The organism is Leisingera sp. S2M4 (genome assembly GCF_055398055.1).
This window is the reverse complement of record NZ_AP040861.1, coordinates 432,524-451,488: the sequence shown is the minus strand read 5'-3', so window position 1 is coordinate 451,488 and position 18,965 is coordinate 432,524. Positions and strand designations below refer to the sequence as shown.

The window sequence follows — 18,965 nt, the reverse complement described above, 5'->3', positions numbered from 1 at the left end:
GGCCATGAAATTCAAGATGGAAGGCGCGGGCGATATCGAGCGCGCCCTTGCGGAATTGGCCCGCGGGACTGCGAAGGGCACGATGCGGCGGGCGATGAAGAAAACGCTGAAGCCCGTGGCCAAAGCTGCAGAAGACCTTTCGGGTGGAAACTTCAAGGTGGCAGTGACCAGTAAGCTCGCGGCCAGCCAGCGGCGGGATGCCCGCATGGATCGCGGTCGCAGCAAAGTGGTTCTCTATGTGGGGCCGGTCATGCCGGATGGAGACACGGCACCGCACGCGCACCTTTATGAGTTCGGCACCGTGCAGCGTTTTCACAAGAAGTCTGGCAAATCCGTGGGCGCCATGCCCGCACGCCCGTTCATGCGCCCGGCTTGGGATGCGCACCAGGCGACCATGCTGGAAACGCTGAAGCGTGAGGCGTGGAAGGAAATCGAAAAGACGGTCGAGCGCGCACGCCGCAAGGCGGAAAGGGCGGCAAGATGAGCATGGAAGGTGAGCTGAAAGACCTGCTGAAGACGCTTGGCCATCCCGTGGTCTGGGGCGTGTTCGGGGCTGACGTGGGCTTTCCGCGCATTAGCCTGCAGCGGATCAGCAATGTGACAGGGTATTCGCTGACCGAGCGGACAGACATTGAGACCGCGCGCATCCAGGTGAATGTCGCAGCCGAGAAATACGGTCACCTGATCGGCCTTGTGCCGCTGGTCTCGCAAACCCTGACAAGCTTTCGCAGCGGTTCGGTGATCCGCTGCAAAGAGATATCCCGCCGGGACGGTTCCTCGGAAACCGGTGGTGATGTGATCCGGCTTCAAATGCTGGATTTCCAGGTGCGTTACCGCGCCTGACCCTGCCGGGCGACCGGCTTTCTCACAACATGATGAAAGGATGATGTGATGGCACAAAATGTCATTGCGGGTGATCTGTGTACCGTGAACTGGTCCGCGGACGGCGTTGCCTGGACGGAAATTCCCGGCTGTAAGACGGTCGGCATTCCGGAAGAAACGCAGGAATACCGGGACCGTACCTCGCTGGACAGCCCGGGCCGCAATCGCGAATGGGGCACCGGTTTGACCGATACGGGTGAGTTGACCCTGAACTGCTACTACTCGACCGCGCTCTATGAGCAGGCGCTTGCTTACAAGGCCGCTGGCAAGCCGGTCTATTTCCAGGTGGTGCTGCCGCCGGAAGATGGCGTGCAGTCGACCGGCGACACGTTCGATTACCAGGCCTTCCTGAACCCGTCGATTCCGGCGGTGGACCAGGATGGTGATCTGATGACCGACCTCAAGCTGCGTCCGACGGGGCTGGTCAACTGGACCAAGGGGGATCCGGTCGTATGATCAGCACCCATTCCGTGAAGGTGGGCAAGAAAACCCACAAGCTCAAAGCTTCCATGCGGGCGCAGGTGCGGCTGGAAGAAGAAACCGGCAAGCCGATCGGCGAGATCCTGTCCCAGCTTCTGAGTGGCGCTGGCGGCGTGAAGCTGGTGTCGCAGGCCTGGGCGGCGTTCCTAGATGATGGGGCCGGTGTCGAGCTCGATGATGCACTGGATCTGTTGGATGCGCTCGGCGGTGCAAATGCTGCCGGTGAGCACCTGTCCAAGGCGCTGCAGAACGCCTTTCCGTTCCTGCGCGAGGAGGAGGGAGAAGGCGGCGAGGGTGACGCGGGAAACGCGGAGAGCCCGGCCGCATAGACTGGCAGAGGCTGTTTTCGGTGTGGTGCGAGCTGGGCTTGCATCACGCTGAATTCTGGCACGTCAGCCTGCGCGAATATGATCTGATCACCCGGGCCCGGATCAAGGCCAAGGATGCCGAGTTCTCGGCTCTGCGGGTGCTCAATCAGGAGCTGGGCATCCTGGTGCAATATGCCTTCCACGATCCGAAGAAGATGCCGGATTTCACCCAGGCAAGCGGCGGCAAGAAGAAAGTCGGCCGCGACAAGAAGCACGAACTGGCGCAGCTGCGCGCCGGTTTGATGAGCATGCATTACCAAAGCAAGAAGGGGCGGTAGATGTCCGCAGTCATTGGCGCGCTTCGCGGTGTCCTCTCTCTGGATTCCGCTGCATTCGAGAGTGGCGCGAAGCGCTCCAAGGCCGCCATGGGCGATTTGGAACGGCGCATGATGCGCATGGGGGCTGGGATCGAGGCCGCCGGACGCAAGATGGCGCTGGGTGTCACCTTGCCGCTCGCGGGTGCGGCTACTGTTGCCGTCAAATCCAGCCTTCAGGTGATCGATGCTCAGGCCAAGATGGCGCAGTCGCTCGGCACCACAGTGAAGTCGATGCAGGTGCTGGAGCGTGCCGCTGACTTGTCGGGCGTCTCGATCGGCGAGGTGCAGCAGGCGACCTTGCAGCTGACCAAGCGCCTGAGCCAGGCGGCGAGCGGATCCGGTGCGGCTGCCAAGGCGCTGACCCGTCTGCATTTGAATGCGCGTGAGTTGCAGCAGCTGCCGCTTGATGAGCGGCTGGCAAAGATCCAGTCGGCGCTTTCGAACTATGTGCCAGAGGCGGAGCGAGCAGCAGTGGCCTCGGATCTGTTCGGCAGTCGTGCAGGGTTGATCTTTACCCGGATCGATGGCTCCGCTCTGCGCACTGCGGCGGAGGATGTCGCGCGCTTTGGCCTTGCCGTGTCCGAGGTCGATGCAGACCAGATCGAAGTGACGAATGACGCGATTTCCCGGCTGGGCCTGGTGGGGCGTGGTGTCGCCAACCAGCTTGCCGTTGGGCTGGCGCCGTCGCTGGAGTACCTCAGCGAAAGGGCAGCGGATGCCGCGGAATGGTTCAACGGGCTGGGTGAGCGTACGAAGCAGTTCATTTCTGTTGGGGTAGCGCTGACCACGGCTGTTGGCCCGGCGGCGATCGGGCTGGGGCTTTTGCTGAAGGTCGCGGTGCCTTTGGGGGCCGCCTTGCTGGGAACCGTCTCAGCAGTTGCACTGGCGCCGGTCAAGTTTCTTGCGGCAGCGAAGGCCGCTGTGGCGCTTGAAGTCGCGCTTGGGGCGACCAGTGCAAAAGCTGCGCTTGCCAGCATTGCCATCAAGGGTTTGACCCGTGGGCTGAAGCTTCTGCGCATCGCGGCAATGGCGACCGGGATCGGGGCGCTGGTGGCCGTCGCGGGGGGCATCGCGGCCGGGTTCGTGCAGTCCCAGCAAGCGGCGGAAGACTATGCCGAAGCTGTGCAAATGGTGGCCGATGCACATGACACGCTCACCGCGGCAACGGACGCGTTCTACAAGAACATGACCGCCAAGAACGCCGAGGCAATGCGCAGGGCCGCCGAGGCTGCACGGGATGCCACGCGTGAGGCGTTGGAAGCCGCGAGGGCCGAGCTAGAGGCCGCATCCTTCACCACGAACTTCTTTGGGGGCAGTCTTTGGGAAACAGACCGGATGGCTGCCGCGCGGGCGGAGATAGATCGGCTTGGGGCTGCGCTGGCGGAAGCCGAGGCGCGCCTCGATGCTGCGACCGTTGCCGCGCAGCGTGTCGCTTCGGAGACGGGAACTGCGGCTGACAATACCGGCAATGCGGCCGACAACAGCAATGCCCTGGCGGGCGGGCTGGGATCTGCTGCGGGGCAGGCGTCTGCTCTGAGTACCTACCTTGCTTCGGTGCCGGGTGCCTTGGCCGCCGCGCAGTCCAATATCGCCGGATTGAAGGCGGGCATGGCGGTCCTGTCGGCTGGTGGGGGCGTGGCAGCAGCAAATGCTGCCAAGTACCGCGCCGAACTCGAAGCTGCGGCCGGGCCGCTGGATCAGATGCAGGATGGGCAGCGCGCTTACGTGCAAAGCACCATTGAGCAGCGTGTCCAACTGTATGAGCAGGAACAGGCTTTGCGGGCTGAGTACCAGAAGCAGGTGACCGCACTGAACAGTGTCAAATCTGCGGGTGGAGCCGCAACAAAGAGCGCGCTGGCGGGGTTGAAGAAGGAGATCGCCGATCGTCGGAAGCTGGTCGGCTTGTCCGACGCGCAGCGTAAGCACATGCAGGCGGTGCGCCAGGTGCAGCAGCGGCTCGGCAAAGAGGGGGCCGGGCTGAGCAAGGCGCAGATCCACGGCCTGGCGGCGCAGGTAGTCGAGCTGGATAATGTTGAAGCCCGCATGCAGCGCGTCAAAGACTTGCAGGGCCAGTGGAGCGAGGCGATTACGCGCACCGCATTCGAGGGTGGCAGCCTTGGCGACACGATCAAGGGCATGCTACGCGATATCGCCTACCAGTTCGCGCACACCAAGATCGTGCTGCCTGTCATCGCCTCGGTGACCGGGTTCCTTGGGTTGGATCAGCTTTTGCTAGGCAGCGGTGGTCAGGCCGTCGCGGGCGCCGCGGGTGGCGGCGGTGGCCTGCTGAACCTGTTGGGCGGCGGCGGGGCCATTCTGGGCGGTATTACTTCCGGTCTTGGTGGGATCTTGTCAGGTGGTGGCCTTGGCGCCAGCTTTGCGAACCTCGGCGGATTGGCGACAGGTGCGACAGCGGGGTGGGGCGCCTTGGGCGCGGCGTTGCCCGCGCTCGGCATCATTGCGGGCGGGATCGCGGTTCTCGCGAAAGCCTTCAGCCGGAAATACAAGGGGTCAGGAATCGACGGAGCCCTCAGCCATGAGGGGTTCGAGGGCGGGCGCCTGTTCGATTTCTACAAGGGCGGGTTTTTCCGCAGCGACAAATGGGTTCACAAGGCCATCCCGCAAGAGATGACCGATGCCCTCGATGCGGCCATGAAGGGCGCGGCTGCGTCCGTACTGGAGTTGTCTGATGCCCTGAACCTCAGCACCAGTGGTCTGAAGGAAATGGAGAATGTATCCTTTTCCATCTGGACCAATGGCAAGTCGCAGGAGCAGATCCAGGAACTCCTGCAGGCGCAGGTGCAGAGGACCGCCGAGAAAATGGCGGAACTGATCCTGACGAACGAAAAGTACATCCGGGCGGGTGAGACCCACCTGGAGGCACTGGACCGCATGGCGTCAGGCTTGATGGCGGTCAACGACATGATGGACCTTCTGGGGCGCACTGCCTTCAAGGCTTCTGTTCAGGGCGGTGACCGTGCATCCGACCTGGTTGAGGCGTTCGGCGGCGCAGAGCAGATGCGCGCTGCGGCCAATGCCTACTTTGCCGGGTTCTACAGCGAAGCAGAGCAGGCGGATGCCTTGCGGCGCCGGGCATTGAAGCAACTGCGGGGTGAGTTCAAGGAGCTTGGCCTAGCCATGCCCAAAACCCGGCAAGGCTTCCGCGACCTTGTCGAAGGGGCTGACCTGACCACGGCGGCAGGCCGCGCGCTTTATGCCGAGCTGCTGCAGCTGGCCGCCGGGATGGATCAAGTCCTGCCAAAGGTTGGTGCGTTCTCCGAAGCCATGCAGGGGTTGGTCGGCAAGGTTGGGGCTGAGATTGAGCTCCGCATTGGGATCGCGCGAGATATGGCGGCGGATGCCAAGGCCGCGGCGCAGCTTTGGTATCGCGCCGCCGGGACCCTTCGGGATTTTCTTGGCAGCTTGGTCAATTCCGACCTGACCGCCGCCAGTTCAGCCCAAGCGCTGGCGGTTCAGCGAGGGCGCTATGAAAGCGCATATGAACGGGCGCGCGACGGCGACGTCCAGGCGGCGCAGGCCATCCCGCAATTGGCGCGGGCATACCTGCAAAGTCTTCGGGCTGGGGCGGCCAGCTCGCTCGAATATCGCCGGGCCGCGGCTGAGGTTCAGGGGCAGCTGAACCTGGCCGCTGGCATTGCGGACCTGGAGGGCGCGAACCAGGACATTTTGCGCGGACTTTACGAGCAGCAGATCGAGGTGCTGACGAGCCTTGGCCAGTTCCTGCAGTTGGAAGGGCTGACCGCCGAGGAGGTGGGGCAGCTGGGCGCCGGTGTGCAGGCGCTGGCGGAGGATTGGGACGGGACTGTTGGAGCCTTTGAGGGCGCTTTGGGAGCGTTGGAAGATGCAATCAAGAACGCCGAAGCTTTCAGCTATGATGACCTGGTGGGCCGCCTCGATGTGGCTGTGGGGCTGGATGACAATGCGCCGAAGTGGCTGAAGAAACTGCTGGCGCGCGCGGATAGTGGAATTCGGACCTCGCTGGATTTCGTGATCCGCAACGACGAGTTGTCGCCAGCCGACAAGTGGATCGCGACCAATGCCTTGTCCGAGCATGTTGCCGCGCTGGATTTGGTGCTGCGTGAAGACCTCGACGCGAAGACCCGCAAGCTGGTCCTGAAGACCTCGGCCAACCTGCGGCGTGACCTGAACTTGAACCTGGCGCAGGATCTGGACCCGAAAACGCGCCAAATGGTGCTGACCCGGGCGGCCACCCTGTCGCGCCGGGTGAATGTTGCCTTGACGAAGGAAGGCGGCGCGACGGTGCGCCAGCTCAACCGCCTGCAGGATCTGATCGGCTCTAAAGGGAACGGCAAAATCACCTTCGGTGGCGGTGTCTTCTTCGAGCCGGATACGGCGTTCAGCACGCTGTTCGAGGACGTTGCCGACAGCAGCCGAGGCCTGATCAATCCGATGGGAAAGTTGTCTCGCATGCTGGGCAGGCTGCAGGCCGCCGTCGACAAGGACCGCAAGCAGCGCGAAACAGCCTTGAAGATTTCGGACCTGCAGAGCAAGGGCGCGCAGGCCATGTCCGACCTCTCGAACATGGATGGCCAGTCTATCATCAGCAAGATCCGGGCGCTGGAGCACTCCACCGGTGTTCGGTTGAACCCGGGCCATACGCTGAAAGTCGGAGAGGACGGCCAGATCCAGTACAGCGCGGATCACGTCGTGCGCAGTGCGGGAAGCAATCTGGACACGTGGCGCAAGCAGTTCTGGGCCGACGGCGGGCTGGAAGATCAGATCTTCGGGTTCAACCGCTCCAAGAGGCAGATGGAGGGCAAGCTCGACAAGCTGCGACAGCAGTTGCGCGGCTTGGGGGCTGTGCCGAAGTTTGCAACTGGCGGTCTTCACTACGGCGGGCCGCGCATCGTCGGCGAGCGCGGTTGGGAGATCGAGAACACGGGCGCTTCTCGCATCCACAGTCATGCAGAAAGCGTGGCGATGCTCGACAACCGGCCATTGGCGCAGGCGATCGATGCCTTCGCGAAAACCGCCCTGGCGCAGGGGCAGCGAATGGAGCTGTTCGTGCGCAAGATTACGCAGTTTCTGGAAGATTGGGATGAGGCCGGGCAACCGGCGGAGCGTGCGTGATGGATTTCAATATCATTTCCCCGATGCAGGTGACCGATGTGGAATTGGTCGCCTCGAACATTGCTGAAAATGATCACCCGGACTGGGGTGCCGGCACCACCTATGCGGCCGGTGACAAGGTGATTTCCACCGCGTCGCACCGGATCTACGAAAGCATGCAAGACGGAAACCAGGGCAATGACCCGGTGGCCGACGATGGCACCTGGTGGCTGGACCTGAGGGCAACGAACCGCTGGTCCGCCTTCGACAACCGGCGTTCTAACAAGGCCCGCCGCGCGGATCAGATCACCTATTCGATCGTCCCGACGCAGGACTGTGATGCGATCTCTCTCTTCGGCCTAACCGCCGGTTCGGTGCGGATCGAGGTATGGGATGGCGCGGTCAGGATCTACGACCAAACCTTTGTCATGGCGGATACCGGCCATGTCGTCAGCGTCTACACCTATTTCTTCGGCGGCATCGTCTATGCCCGGCAAAAGGTGTTGAATGGCTTCCCCGGCTACATCGGGCACCGGATCGACATCACGATTTCCGCGATCGGCGCGATGGCAGAGGTCGGACATATCGTGCTCGGCCGGAACCACCTTCTCGGCACCGTCCTGAACCTGCCGCGCATCGATTTCGTCAGCCACAGTCGAAAGGGCTATGACGACTTCGGCGAGGAGATCCTCGTTAAGCGCGGCTCGACCCGGAAGGTCGAGGTGTCCCTTGCGGTGCCCACCATCCAGGCGCCGCGGGTGATGGATATCATCGACGAAGTCGATGGGCTGGCGACCGCCTTTTACGCCTCGGGCAACGGCCCGAACTTCGGGGTCGAAGGCCTGGGCTTTGTAGATGACCACGGCCAGCCGCTGGATGTGGCGGGCGAGTCCGTTTTTCCCCTCATTCTGAAAACCCTCAAATAGGATCGATCAAGCATGAGCATTCCCAGCTTTTCGGAATGGCCGGACATTCCGCAGCGCAGCGCGCCCGAGGCGGATTTTGACGCCAAGATGTACGCGCTGTTCCAGCATTTCGCGACCACGCACCGCAATGAAATGCTGGCCTTCATCAACTTTCTTGAAAGCAACAGCACGGTGATCAACGGGGCGCTTAACGGCACCTCGATCGGCCTTAACACGCCCGCGGCGGGCAAGTTCACGACGCTGGAGGCGGATATCCTAGGCATCGGGACGTCCAGCCCTGTGGCGGCGCTGGACGTGCGAGGCGGGTCTGTGGCGATTGCACCGAACAGTGCTTCCAGTTGGTTTACTGCAATTGCGGGGCTGTCCCTCATCACCAATGACGCGACCAATAACAAGTCGACCCCTTTGATTGCGATGCATTCTGACCGCTCAGACCGCTATGCGACAATCAATAGCGTGCGGGGCACCGCCTCCGGCTATATCGGTTTGGCGTTTGATGTGTCCGGCAACGCCGCGCCGTCTGAGGCCATGCGTATCGAGCCAGATGGTAGAGTCGGCATCGGGACGACCAGCCCCGCAAGGAGACTGGACGTGCTGGAGAATGTCGCAGGAACTGCGGCCCACATTGAAGCCGGTAGTGGGAACTCGACAAACAACCATGCGTTGGGGGTGACCCATAACGGCGCGTCGTTCACAAATGATGTTGTGCGTATCATTGCCGCGAAACCTGCAAACTCCGACTATTCGCTCTTTACCGCCCGCAGCGGCGGCGGGGCGGATATTGAGTTTCTTCTGACCGGTGATGGTTTGGGAAAAAGTGATCGAGGGTGGGAAGGGACCGGTGCGGACTATGCGGAATATTTCGAATGGCTGGACGACAACCCGGACGCTGAAACCCGCACCGGCCTGTCCGTGGTTCTGGATGGCGATAAGATCCGCCCGGCGCAGGATGGGGAAACCCCCATCGGCGTGATTTCGGCTAATCCTTCCGTGGTCGGTGACGGCGATATTGACCGCTGGAAAGGCAAGTATCTGCGGGATGATTTCGGCGCCTACATCTGGGAGGATTACGAGGCCGTAAGCTGGACCGAAACCGTCACCGAGACCGAGACGGTGCAGGAACAGGCGACCGAGGCACAAGAGCGCACCCGCGAGGTGATCGAGGTGGCGAACGGGCAAGCGGTCAAGAAGATCGTGACCGAGACGGTCCAGGTGCCGCTGTTCGATGAGTTCCCGCTGGTGGATGAGGCGGGCAACGATCTGGGCACTTACCGTGTGCCGCGCATGGTCGAGGTGGTGAGGGAAACCACTAAGGACGTGGGCCACAGCTACGCCGCTGATGAGGTGCCCGAGGGTGTGACTGTGCCGGTAGATGCCGAGCGCGTGACCCAGAAGCGCCGCAAGCTGAACCCGGACTATGATCCGTCGCAGCCGTACATCCCGCGGGCCGAACGCCCTGAATGGGATCTGGTGGGCCTCATGGGCAAGCTGCGCATCCGCAAGGGACAACCTGTGGCCCCGAGCTGGATCAAAATGCGCGACGTGTCCGCGGAGGTGGAAGAATGGCTGGCAAAGTGACCGCGGGGAGTGCTGTGGCCGCATCCGTACGAAAGTTCTTCCTGGACGAGTCGCTCAAATGGATCGCTCGCACAGGTTTCGCTGCTGTGCTGCTTTTGCTTGCCGCTATCTTCACCCCGCTCAGCGACCAGGCGCTGGCGATCTGGCGCAGCCCTGATAGCCTTGAGCGCATCGATCGGCGACTGGCGCACCTGGTCGACCGCATCGATGAGATCGCGGGCGAAAACCGGATCATTCGCCAGCCGCGGGGCTACAGCTATGTCGAGGAGCCGGTGCGCGAAGGCGAGCCGCTCTGGATCGTGCTCTACATGGCCCGAACCAAGGCGGGAGCGAACTGCACCTTTGTCGAGGGGGCAAGCGTTTTTGAAGATAGCCGCGGCGTTCGGCAAGGCGGATCTCGCCTGAAGCCGATCACGCAGGTTGGTATGTCTCCGGAGCGTTTGAGGGCGCCTGTAGACATGCCTGCCGGTTTGCGCCTGGGGCGTGTCGGCGTGCATATCGTCCTCGAATATCGCTGCCCGGTCGCAGGGGGCACTGAAACCCGCTGGGACCGCACTGACACGTTGTTCTTCGAGCTGCTGCCGAAGGCCTGATCCATCCCCCCACACAGTTCACCTTCAACGGCCCGCTTGCGGGCTCTTTTGGCATGGAGAATTCCCATGAAATTCATCGACAACTGGCAGGCCACGCTGAAAGGCGCCTGGTCTGTTCGTCTTCTGCTTCTGGCGGCCGTTCTGTCGGTCGCGCCAGTGTTTGTGTCGCTGGTTACGCCTGACATGCTGGGGCTGGATCCGCTGTGGTTTGCCCTGGCGGCGACCGTGGTGAACCTGCTCGCCATTCCGGCCCGGGTGCTGGTGCAGCCTGCATCTGGCCTGTGGCGGGCGTTCCGACGGGATGAGAGCGGTGCCCTGCGCAAGCGGACCGTCGGCCTGATCGCGGGCGGGTCGGTCGCACTCGCCTCGGCGGTGTCCTTCATTGGCCAATGGGAAGGGCTGCGCACGCAGGCCTACCGCGACATCGTTGGCGTCTGGACGGTCTGCTATGGCGAAACCAAGGGGGTCAGGCCCGGCGATCGCTACAGCAAGGCAGAGTGCGATGCGATGCTGGCGCAAGAAATCGTCAGCTACGAGGCCGCGCTGGACCGATGTTTGACCGCCAAGGTGCCTGCTGGGATGAAGATCGCGCTGGTGTCCTGGACTTACAATGTGGGCGCAGGCGCCGCTTGCCGGTCGACGCTGGTGCGCAAGGCAAATGCGGGCGATCTGCGCGGCGCTTGCAATGAGTTGCCGCGCTGGAACCGGGCAGGGGGGCGGGTGATCCGTGGCCTGACCAACCGTCGCCTGTCGGAGCGATCCATGTGCCTGAGGGCGCTGGATGCGGAAGCATGAGAGGGGCGGTTGCACTTTTCGCCCTCGCAGCTTTGACGGCCGCTGCCGCTTTCGGCTATCGGCAGGGGGCCGCGGACTGCCGCGCCAGCTACCAGGCGCGCGAGCTGGCGCAGATCGAGGCGTTCCGGAAACTGGAGGTCGCCCGCATCAAGGCTTTGCGCGCGCGCGATGAACTCTCACGCCAACTGGAGGAGAAGGCCTATGCGGATCCTGTTGCTGTGCCTCGCTGTCTCGGCCCTGGCCGGGTGCGGCGGCTCAATACATTACGCTGAGGCTGTGGAGCCGTGCGCGGTGCCTGTGCGGATCCCTGAGGGCTGGGTCAGTGATCAGCAGGTGGAGCTTCTGTGGTCCCGTGACCGGCGCGCGCTGCTTGATTGTGGGGGTAAAGTTGGCGCACTGTCGGGGCGAAAGCCCCGCCGGTGATCGGAGGTTTCTGGATTGATGTTTGCTATGCGCAGCTATCGATCTTTGCATACTTCAGAGTGCTATGCAGTGCTAGGATGCACGATCGGTCCAGAGCCGATTTTATCACGACCTTTACCTTGTGCTGATGCAGGCCGCATTTCAGCCATTCAGTGTTTTCGCGAGAAGAGAAAGTCAGCGAATGTTGGAAGTGCGGACGTAGTTGACGACCATTTAAGCCCTCGCCGATATCGAATTTCGATCATTATATCGTACAGCGCAAACTAATTCACTGGTTCAAATCACCGTTTCCTGAGTTTCGTCCGCTACGCGAATGCGTACTCGCAACCCGTTTTCGCCCATAATAATCATAATCCCTGGCATGACGAAAAGCTCTCTCCTCTCAGCAATCCAGTCAAGTAACTTTTCATCTTCTGAGCTTGGCTCGTTGTTCATTCCCAGTGGATGGGTGTGCCATTCTCCGATGTATGTCAGATGACTCATTGTCATGTGCTCTGCCGACATTATCGTTTTTTCGACTTCATGCCCGCCGCGCTCGAAATAACTTGCACCGGCTCGACTGTCAGCTGGGGCTTGCAACGCGCCTGTGACGTAAATGCAGCGGTTTCTTCGGTCACAGGATCCAAGCAGTATGCCACCGGTTTCCACTCGGCCTGCAGAAGTTCGCGCTGCGGCAATGGTAGCCTGAACTTCCATCGATACCGACACGCTCCAATCCCCCAATCCCAATTTCACGAATGGGGGGACGTCATACTTCAAAACCGTGACCTCGCCGCTAGTCTGCACCTCCCAAATTTTGATGTGCCCATGGTCTTTGGTTTGGATAGGGGCGATGACCTGCTCGGATGCAATTGCTGCGAACAAAGCCATTCGATGCTGTGGAATAGTCACACTTGCGTCCCGACAACTGCCAATTTGGACCGTATCTCCAATAGCTAAGTGTTCATTTAACTCAGAATTAGAAAAGATTGACCAATAATATGTCATCTCAATGTCCGTGAGGTGGACGTGCCGATCTCGACCTTCGCGGAATTCAATCAACGATGTCCCTGAGGGCGTGACGAAATAGCTTGCTATTGGTTTTTTTATATTTCTCCTCATCGCCAATGATCGGCTTACGTCTAGTGAAGCACTTAGATCCACAATCTGCTTATCGCAGGCAATAGCATCTTTGAGCGCATCGCTTTCTTCAGGCCCGCCAACAATTTCATGTAAAGAAACCGCGCGTTGCGAACCGAAAAGGTTGTCTATCCTACCTTTCGCGATATCCGATTTAGACTGGCCGACCATCCATCCAGAAGCATTGTGGCGAGCCAGATTATGGGGGAGTAAGAAGTCATCGTCGACAATGATCCAGTCATCTGCGCCCATTCGCGCGCAGTTATCGATCACTTGAGAGCCAAGTGCTCCAGCACCGATGGCAACAAAACCTTTGCGTCCATCGGGATCCAATCCTGACAATATTCGCGCCTGATCCGGGCTAAAACCTTTCACGACGTTGAGAGGCATAAGTTGGATGTTAGCCAAGGCTTCCATATCGGGGGGCTGGTCTTGAAGCAACAGCGCTACCTTCTCTCCCGCAGAACTCAGCAATCCGAGATCCAAACCAACTTGCTGAAGGCTACTTCTGCTACTTAGATATGCGCGTGTCGATTGAGCCCCAACACTACCGTCTTCTCTCAGCAGGGGCGTAATGATTATCATAAGCAGCCAACTGTTCACCTGGACACCTTTTACGCCTTTTTCGAGGTCTCCCTTAAATTCCCCTTTCAGATGTGCTTTGATGTCGATGCCAATTTGAGTATAGCTTTCGATAAGCTCGGCCATGTTTTTCGGAAGATCCAGCATTGATCCATGGGGAACTGGGTCCGTGATCAGAACTGTTGCGCCATAACTTTCTTTCCAGTTTTCCGGATCTGCAGTCGCAGGTACAAGGACGACTGGAGACAACGTCCTATTAGACGGCCTGAAAGCGAAGTATTGTTGTTGGACTTCAGGATCGAAATCGGTGGGAAGGATCAGTTCAAAAATGCTTGGTGCAATTGCAGGATCAAGGGGTTGGTCTTCGCCATGAAGTTCACCATGCGCTGTTTCCGCGAGCCACCACCTGATACGTTCTACAAGGAGGTCAGGGCTATAAATATGTGCCACGTCACTAGGTTTCGCATCAAATAAACAAAGTGAGCGGCGATCACCAAGATAACCCCAATTTAAATGAGGAACAGTCTGCGGAAAGTCACACCTTACCGGATAGACACTGGGAATCTGACAGCCAACGCGGGAAACAACAGCCATTGGTTCAATGTGCCGGATGTCATTGGCAACAGGTTTTTGGCCAAGCTCAGGAAGCGCTTCTAGAAGAACAACTTCGGTTTCACTTGTAGTACTCCGGCGTGCCTCCAGGAAATTTGCGCCCGTGTAGTCGTCCCTCTGGAGCAGAGCACAGAGTGCTCTGAGGCCAGGATCAGACAATTCTTCTGGTGCGACTGCGACCTCGGCTTTTGCCGTCAGCCATTTGGTATCAATTTCCATTGCCGGCCCGCGGAGCAGCACCTCCGGTGAGCATAGCAGCAGCGGGCGCTCCAAATGCTTTCAGCGCAGCACCCCGCCTGCCAATTTTCAGAACAATCGGTTTGGGATTCGATTTATTTGGTTGTTCCATTGTCACAAGGAGATGGTTTTTGTTAACGACATCTTGCTTGTAGTAGTTGGCCGCCTGCCGATGCGGCGGTTGAATGTCGTCATCTTCTTCCGAACCTTTGGTGGGAATGGGCTTGCTGGACGATACAACGTATCCACTGCTTTCCCCCTGATCCTCAAACAGCCATTTCAGCTGATCTACAGGCGAGGTCTTATCAGTTCCTTTAGTATCTGAGAGCGAGAGGTAGGAGCAATGATGTGGTAATTTGAAGATGTTCCAGTGCAACCGGTCGTCATTTTTCTTTTTCTTTGTGATATCGACAATTTCCGACAGTACTTCATGAGGCACATCCGCTGCGAAGAGCACATCAGTGTGGTACCCACCTTCTTCGAACCGCATCTGGAACACCAAAGAGTCCCCATTGCGATCCTCTACTCCATTTCGGTCGGTGCGTGTGGCGTGCGGAGAATGGACAAAAACTTCGACTTTGTCATTGTCGAGGGTCAGCTCGGGAACCAGCTCGCCTGCGTCGACAAAACAGTTTTTTCGATCATCTACGGTAAGACCGTTATCCTCCAGCCAGTCCTTCAACCGTTCTGGACGTGAGAAAACCTTAATCCCCTTACCCTCTTTCAGTCTATGTCTCGCCTCCTGACGGATAACGCGACCGTCATTTTTCATGCCTTCTTCGGTGATCGCGGTTGCAGGCACCCAGAGCGTATCTATCTTCTTGCGATCTTTGGATTGGTACTTGGCAGCGTGTTCCAGCCAGAAATACTCCGGCGCTTTCAGGCAATGATCGTCGTCGAGATGGGTGAATGCAACAATGTGGTAGCTGTCAAAATCTGATCCTTCGAGATCTTCCCGTAGCAATTTAGACAAGTCACACTTCTTGTCCTTGTTTTTTGGGTTGCGCCCTTTCGTATCCGCAAAATCGATGAGGATGCGCCTCCCATCCTTCAACTCTACCAAGCTTGTGTCTGCGTTGCCTATGGGAAAAAATGTAATCTGCGTCATGTTCTGAACCTCGTTGTTAATAATTGATGAACTTGGTAACGAGCGCGTGAGATGCAAGGGGGCGTTCAAAAAAGTTCTAACCTCGCAAAAGCTCTGGGTGATGTTCCTTCAAGACTGCCAACGTGACTTGTTCACCGCGTTTTGAGAGTTTCGTAATCCAGTCATCACTCATGGCAAAGAAATCAGTCGGATAGCCGTCAACTTCTTCACGTCGCACCAAATCCGCTGGTGGTTCTGCCAAGCGCTGATCTGATTGCCCTAGGTATGGCAAAACAAAGCGCTTCAATCGCCGGTTAGCTTTTAAATCAAACAGCCGTTTCATAGCCGCGTTCTGTGCTCTGTCGAAGATCGTAAAGAAGCTCGCTTTCATCCGCGAAACCCAAAACAGGCTTGGCCGATCAAGCCTCAACCCATACCCAGCTCGGCAAGCAATGATGGTGTCCGGTTTGGGAAACAGCACTGAAATTTTTGAATCGCGATCAGGCCAAAGTGGAGCCAAACCCAAGTTATCGTACACGCCGCCATCGGTGAGCGTTACTCTGTCTCGGCGTACGCTTCCATCAATTTGGTTGAAGGAAAAAACTTCATCGATAGCCGGCAAAAAGAGCGGGTACGCCGCAGACGCTGCTACCGCTCTTGATAAAGGGATTCGATCAGCGTTCACTTTGCCAAACCTCCAACAACCGCTTTCAACGGAGCTGAAGTAGAAAGCGGCCCCTGTTCGTAGCTCAGCAGCCGTCGCAACAAATTTGGGAGATGTATTTTCTAGATCTTTTAGCGTCGCGCCGGCGAACAATAGTCGGTCGAGCGTACTCGCAATCAGTGTTGTACGGCTGGCGAGACGGCGCGGCATTCGCCTGATCTCTTGTTGTTCGTCGACTACGCCAAAAACGCCACGCATTGCCTTCGTATATAGCCAAAAAGGCAGGGCAATTAAAAGCCTCCAAAAAAACGCCGTCAGGTGGATAATACAGCTGATAACTACCTTTGCGCCCTCAGGTGTTGTGAGGGCAGTCCTGATAGTAGGTAGAAAAAGTCCTGATCGGAGAAGGTCGATTATCTTCTGTTCAAAGCTCTCAAATGACCCTCGATGTGTTACGTAAGCGGCACCAATGACGCTGCCGCCTGAGACACACGACAACACAGCACACTCCGCTAGAATGCCGTGTTTGTGGAGCGTACGTAGACATCCAAGGTGAAACGCAATTGCTCGCGCACCACCACCAGATAGGGCGATTCCGATCGTTGCTTGCGAATCTGAGTTGTCAATGCTTGTTTTTTCCACCTTCAGGCTCGCTAATTTGCTGTTTCCGGAAGCTATAGCTTTTCAACTCTAATGCGGCAACTGTACGGTTGGGGAGTAGATGTTGACCAGCGTGTTGTGCCGAAGCCAAAATTGTCTGCTGATTGATGTCGTGGCAGCACGGTGTCTCACATGTAGCATTTGAGCACCATGACCGGTCGCAATTACTTTGGAAAATGGAAGCATCCGGCGCGGCACCAATAGCTGTGTGATGTATTGAATGGCCGCCTTCCCAGAAGGTTCGGCAGTGACGCACTTGCATCGAAGGCCTACTTCCTGGCCAGCTCACAAGCGCTTCACCTCGAGCTTCCCCTGGACCGAGCGTCTCCTTTGAGCTGACTGCAGAAATATAAAGGTGGCAGAGGCTGCAAGGTCACCGTGTCGAGTTGGTTCCTGTGCGATGAAAGGAATGCGACAGAAGGCGGTGGGCGCGCAGTACATGGGGCTATGTGCACACGAAACTTGGCAATGGTTTATCGCTTCATGCGCTAGGTGGCGATGTCGGCGGGCTACTTAGTACGGTGGCGCAAGAGAAAGAACGTATCCACGTTTCGCAAGTCTCTCGACCGGTCCAAGTAGGGAGGAAGAGCGGCCCGCGTTTTATACGCTCAGATGGGGTGAGCGCGGCGAGCCGCTCCTTCCCACTCTGGTGAGATTGGGATGCGCTGGCCATAGCTGAATAATCGGATCGGTCCAAGTAGGAGCAGGGGGGATGAGCACTAGGGCGATAGACTTTGAGCGGTTGCCTGATGGCCAGGTTCGCGTTCGAAAAGGTTCATGGTTCGATGTCTTCCCCGAAGAAAGGCGAGAGCCCTGGGCGGCATGTTATGAACAGATGCACGCCGAGTATGGCTATCTCGGCTACCTCGAAATGGCCAAGGCGCTGCGGGGGTTAGCTCCTTTGCCAGGGTGATCTGGATGGGAGGCGGCAATTAGTGGGTGGGTTATTCGCCTTCCTTGCTTGTCGGCATGAGCCACCAATTCTGCGCATAATGCGGTCGGCACCGGCCGCGCATGTTGTTGATCGAGGGTCGTTCCTCCGGGCAGTCGGAAGCAATGATAGACAGCGCTTGCGGGAGCTCTGTGTTCGGCCCAACCAGCTGTACAAACGTGCTCTTTTTGTATTTACCGTGCCGACCGCACTGATCGCAAGTTATCTCGACCATGGGCAAAGGGTAGTCCTTAGCCTGCATCGTTCTCAGAACCCCCTACCGGCGCGATCAGGTTTAGCCATTGCCAGCCTTCAAAGCGGTCGCCAGTGGCGCGAAGGTGGCTGTATCTCTGGAGGCTCTGCCAGCTCCGGTGCCCGGACACGCTCGCGACCTGCGGAATGGTCTTACCGGTTTCGAATAGCCGACTTACCCCTTCATGCCGCAAATCGTGAAACCGAAGGTCCTCGATCCCCAATAGGGCGCATGCTCGAATGAAGGATGCGGAAATGTTGTTCGCTCGGTAGGGGAAGATTGGTTGGTCCGGGCCGGTTCTTGGCATCGTATCGATGACGCGCATTGCCTCTGGCGGTAGCTCACACCATACGTCGTTCCCAATCTTTTCGCCTGGGTTCTTCATGTCTCTGATGAGCAAGCGGCTGTGTGCTTTGTCGAGATCCTGCCACTGGGCGCGCACAATCTCGTCCTGTCGCCGTGTTGAAAAAATCGCAAAGGGGATGATCTTGTTCATTGGCATGTGGCCGCGCGCTGCACTGTCCTGGTAGTGCGACATGAGCTTGTCTAGCTCTTCCATCGTCGGTCTGCGGTCGCGTCGGTTGGACTTTGAGATCAGGCCAAGCCGCTTGCAGATGATCAGGGCATCGTTGATGGCGGCAGGGTCAAGGTCGATTTGCCAAGCCGGGCGCGCCATACGAAAAATTGGGGCCAGATGCGACAGGTAGTTTCCTACTGTCGATGCGGCGCGGGATTCGCCCATCTCGCGGGCCAGATCTACAATGTGCTGGCTGGTGATTTCGTCGCAGGGCATTTCGGCGATCGGCATTTCCTTCAGCCGCTGGAGCACCTGAGCCTTGGATCGGCCATACGTCTTCTTGTGGTCGTCGATGTACTGGTTGATCGCGTTGGCAAGTGTCTTGCGCTTCCCTCGGGCTTTCTCCAGCCCGCCGGGGGCGCGAAGCTCCTTTTCGCGTCTTTCCATCCAGGCCTTCGCGGTGGACCGGCGCGGGAACTGGCGGGATTCCCTGTGTGTTGGTTCTCCCTTGCGTTTGATAATGATTTGGGCCTTATAGGCGGTGCGTCCGTCTGAGAGCTTGCGTTCTGCGATCGTGCCCATTATGCGCCTTCAATCCTTGGTATGCCCTGAGTGCTGCGGTATGCCTTCGGGGCATAACATGGTTGGCAAATGATCGAAAACCCAAGAAAATAACGGGCCAAAATTGGCGAGGGTATGCCGCGAGAATCAAGGTCTTACCCGTTAAGCTGCTGAAATTCTGAGGTTTTACGCCTCAAACGTGGGCGATTTGTTACCGGATTGCGGGCCACGTAAAACATACCCGCTAAAGAGGTCAGGACGTGAAGGACCCCCTTTCGCTTGGCCGAAC

15 protein-coding genes and 1 riboswitch are annotated in these 18,965 nt (G+C 58.6%); of the genes, 11 read left to right on the top strand and 4 right to left on the bottom strand.

Annotation, left to right across the window (positions count from 1 at the left end; translation table 11 throughout):
• Window positions 1-16 precede the first annotated feature (16 nt).
• From ACZ52D_RS02215 to ACZ52D_RS02165, 11 genes are all read left to right on the top strand, one after another.
• Window positions 17-484: an HK97-gp10 family putative phage morphogenesis protein gene (locus ACZ52D_RS02215; RefSeq protein ID WP_464442413.1), complete on the top strand. Its 468-nt coding sequence runs from the start codon at window positions 17-19 to the stop codon at window positions 482-484.
• Window positions 481-843 carry a hypothetical protein gene (locus tag ACZ52D_RS02210; protein WP_464442412.1) on the top strand — a complete coding sequence of 121 codons (363 nt, stop codon included), beginning with the start codon at window positions 481-483 and terminating at the stop codon, window positions 841-843. The genes ACZ52D_RS02215 and ACZ52D_RS02210 overlap by 4 nt, the downstream gene beginning before the upstream one ends.
• A gap of 48 nt (window positions 844-891) precedes the next feature.
• Entirely contained in the window at window positions 892-1,338 is a 447-nt protein-coding gene (locus ACZ52D_RS02205) for a phage tail protein (RefSeq protein WP_369927507.1), read from the top strand.
• Window positions 1,335-1,691 carry a hypothetical protein gene (locus ACZ52D_RS02200; RefSeq protein ID WP_464442411.1) on the top strand — a complete coding sequence of 119 codons (357 nt, stop codon included), beginning with the start codon at window positions 1,335-1,337 and terminating at the stop codon, window positions 1,689-1,691. Before ACZ52D_RS02205 ends, ACZ52D_RS02200 begins: the two co-directional genes overlap by 4 nt.
• Window positions 1,692-1,729: 38 nt before the next feature.
• Window positions 1,730-2,008, top strand: a complete 279-nt coding sequence (locus tag ACZ52D_RS02195; protein ID WP_464442410.1) for a hypothetical protein — start codon at window positions 1,730-1,732, stop codon at window positions 2,006-2,008.
• Window positions 2,009-7,159 carry a phage tail tape measure protein gene (locus ACZ52D_RS02190; protein ID WP_464442409.1) on the top strand — a complete coding sequence of 1,717 codons (5,151 nt, stop codon included), beginning with the start codon at window positions 2,009-2,011 and terminating at the stop codon, window positions 7,157-7,159.
• A complete protein-coding gene (locus ACZ52D_RS02185; RefSeq protein ID WP_464442408.1) occupies window positions 7,159-8,064 on the top strand; it encodes a hypothetical protein in 906 nt (301 codons plus the stop codon). Before ACZ52D_RS02190 ends, ACZ52D_RS02185 begins: the two co-directional genes overlap by 1 nt.
• Window positions 8,065-8,076: 12 nt before the next feature.
• Entirely contained in the window at window positions 8,077-9,642 is a 1,566-nt protein-coding gene (locus ACZ52D_RS02180; RefSeq protein ID WP_464442407.1) for a peptidase G2 autoproteolytic cleavage domain-containing protein, read from the top strand.
• Window positions 9,627-10,235, top strand: coding sequence for a hypothetical protein (locus tag ACZ52D_RS02175; RefSeq protein WP_464442406.1), 609 nt, complete (start codon window positions 9,627-9,629; stop codon window positions 10,233-10,235). The genes ACZ52D_RS02180 and ACZ52D_RS02175 overlap by 16 nt, the downstream gene beginning before the upstream one ends.
• Window positions 10,236-10,301: 66 nt before the next feature.
• A complete protein-coding gene (locus ACZ52D_RS02170) occupies window positions 10,302-11,030 on the top strand; it encodes a lysozyme (RefSeq protein ID WP_464442405.1) in 729 nt (242 codons plus the stop codon).
• Window positions 11,027-11,302: a hypothetical protein gene (locus ACZ52D_RS02165; protein WP_464442404.1), complete on the top strand. Its 276-nt coding sequence runs from the start codon at window positions 11,027-11,029 to the stop codon at window positions 11,300-11,302. The genes ACZ52D_RS02170 and ACZ52D_RS02165 overlap by 4 nt, the downstream gene beginning before the upstream one ends.
• 427 nt (window positions 11,303-11,729) lie before the next feature.
• On the opposite strand, the gene ACZ52D_RS02160 is transcribed toward ACZ52D_RS02165, so the two are convergent.
• The 4 genes from ACZ52D_RS02160 to ACZ52D_RS02145 all read right to left on the bottom strand — a co-directional run bounded on the left by ACZ52D_RS02160 (window position 11,730) and on the right by ACZ52D_RS02145 (window position 18,697).
• Window positions 11,730-13,985 (bottom strand): ThiF family adenylyltransferase, encoded by a 2,256-nt coding sequence (locus ACZ52D_RS02160; RefSeq protein ID WP_464442403.1) that lies wholly within the window; start codon window positions 13,983-13,985, stop codon window positions 11,730-11,732.
• Window positions 13,975-15,111, bottom strand: coding sequence for a ComEC/Rec2 family competence protein (locus ACZ52D_RS02155; protein ID WP_464442402.1), 1,137 nt, complete (start codon window positions 15,109-15,111; stop codon window positions 13,975-13,977). The genes ACZ52D_RS02160 and ACZ52D_RS02155 overlap by 11 nt, the downstream gene beginning before the upstream one ends.
• Before the next feature lie 76 nt (window positions 15,112-15,187).
• Window positions 15,188-16,396, bottom strand: coding sequence for a patatin-like phospholipase family protein (locus ACZ52D_RS02150; RefSeq protein ID WP_464442401.1), 1,209 nt, complete (start codon window positions 16,394-16,396; stop codon window positions 15,188-15,190).
• A gap of 1,200 nt (window positions 16,397-17,596) precedes the next feature.
• On the bottom strand, window positions 17,597-18,697 hold the full coding sequence (locus tag ACZ52D_RS02145; protein WP_464442400.1) for a site-specific integrase: 1,101 nt from the start codon (window positions 18,695-18,697) through the stop codon (window positions 17,597-17,599).
• A 168-nt stretch (window positions 18,698-18,865) separates the two neighbouring features.
• Window positions 18,866-18,945, top strand: a riboswitch (SAM riboswitch).
• Window positions 18,946-18,965 lie beyond the last annotated feature (20 nt).

What these genes read in the sequence shown, in the direction of transcription:
- ACZ52D_RS02215 (WP_464442413.1), top strand. Translation starts at nt 17, where the DNA reads ATGGAAGGCGCGGGCGATATCGAGCGCGCCCTTGCGGAATTGGCCCGC.
- ACZ52D_RS02210 (WP_464442412.1), top strand. Translation starts at nt 481, where the DNA reads ATGAGCATGGAAGGTGAGCTGAAAGACCTGCTGAAGACGCTTGGCCAT.
- ACZ52D_RS02205 (WP_369927507.1), top strand. Translation starts at nt 892, where the DNA reads ATGGCACAAAATGTCATTGCGGGTGATCTGTGTACCGTGAACTGGTCC.
- ACZ52D_RS02200 (WP_464442411.1), top strand. Translation starts at nt 1,335, where the DNA reads ATGATCAGCACCCATTCCGTGAAGGTGGGCAAGAAAACCCACAAGCTC.
- ACZ52D_RS02190 (WP_464442409.1), top strand. Translation starts at nt 2,009, where the DNA reads ATGTCCGCAGTCATTGGCGCGCTTCGCGGTGTCCTCTCTCTGGATTCC.
- ACZ52D_RS02185 (WP_464442408.1), top strand. Translation starts at nt 7,159, where the DNA reads ATGGATTTCAATATCATTTCCCCGATGCAGGTGACCGATGTGGAATTG.
- ACZ52D_RS02180 (WP_464442407.1), top strand. Translation starts at nt 8,077, where the DNA reads ATGAGCATTCCCAGCTTTTCGGAATGGCCGGACATTCCGCAGCGCAGC.
- ACZ52D_RS02175 (WP_464442406.1), top strand. Translation starts at nt 9,627, where the DNA reads ATGGCTGGCAAAGTGACCGCGGGGAGTGCTGTGGCCGCATCCGTACGA.
- ACZ52D_RS02170 (WP_464442405.1), top strand. Translation starts at nt 10,302, where the DNA reads ATGAAATTCATCGACAACTGGCAGGCCACGCTGAAAGGCGCCTGGTCT.
- ACZ52D_RS02165 (WP_464442404.1), top strand. Translation starts at nt 11,027, where the DNA reads ATGAGAGGGGCGGTTGCACTTTTCGCCCTCGCAGCTTTGACGGCCGCT.
- ACZ52D_RS02160 (WP_464442403.1), bottom strand. Translation starts at nt 13,985, where the DNA reads ATGGAAATTGATACCAAATGGCTGACGGCAAAAGCCGAGGTCGCAGTC.
- ACZ52D_RS02155 (WP_464442402.1), bottom strand. Translation starts at nt 15,111, where the DNA reads ATGACGCAGATTACATTTTTTCCCATAGGCAACGCAGACACAAGCTTG.
- ACZ52D_RS02145 (WP_464442400.1), bottom strand. Translation starts at nt 18,697, where the DNA reads ATGGGCACGATCGCAGAACGCAAGCTCTCAGACGGACGCACCGCCTAT.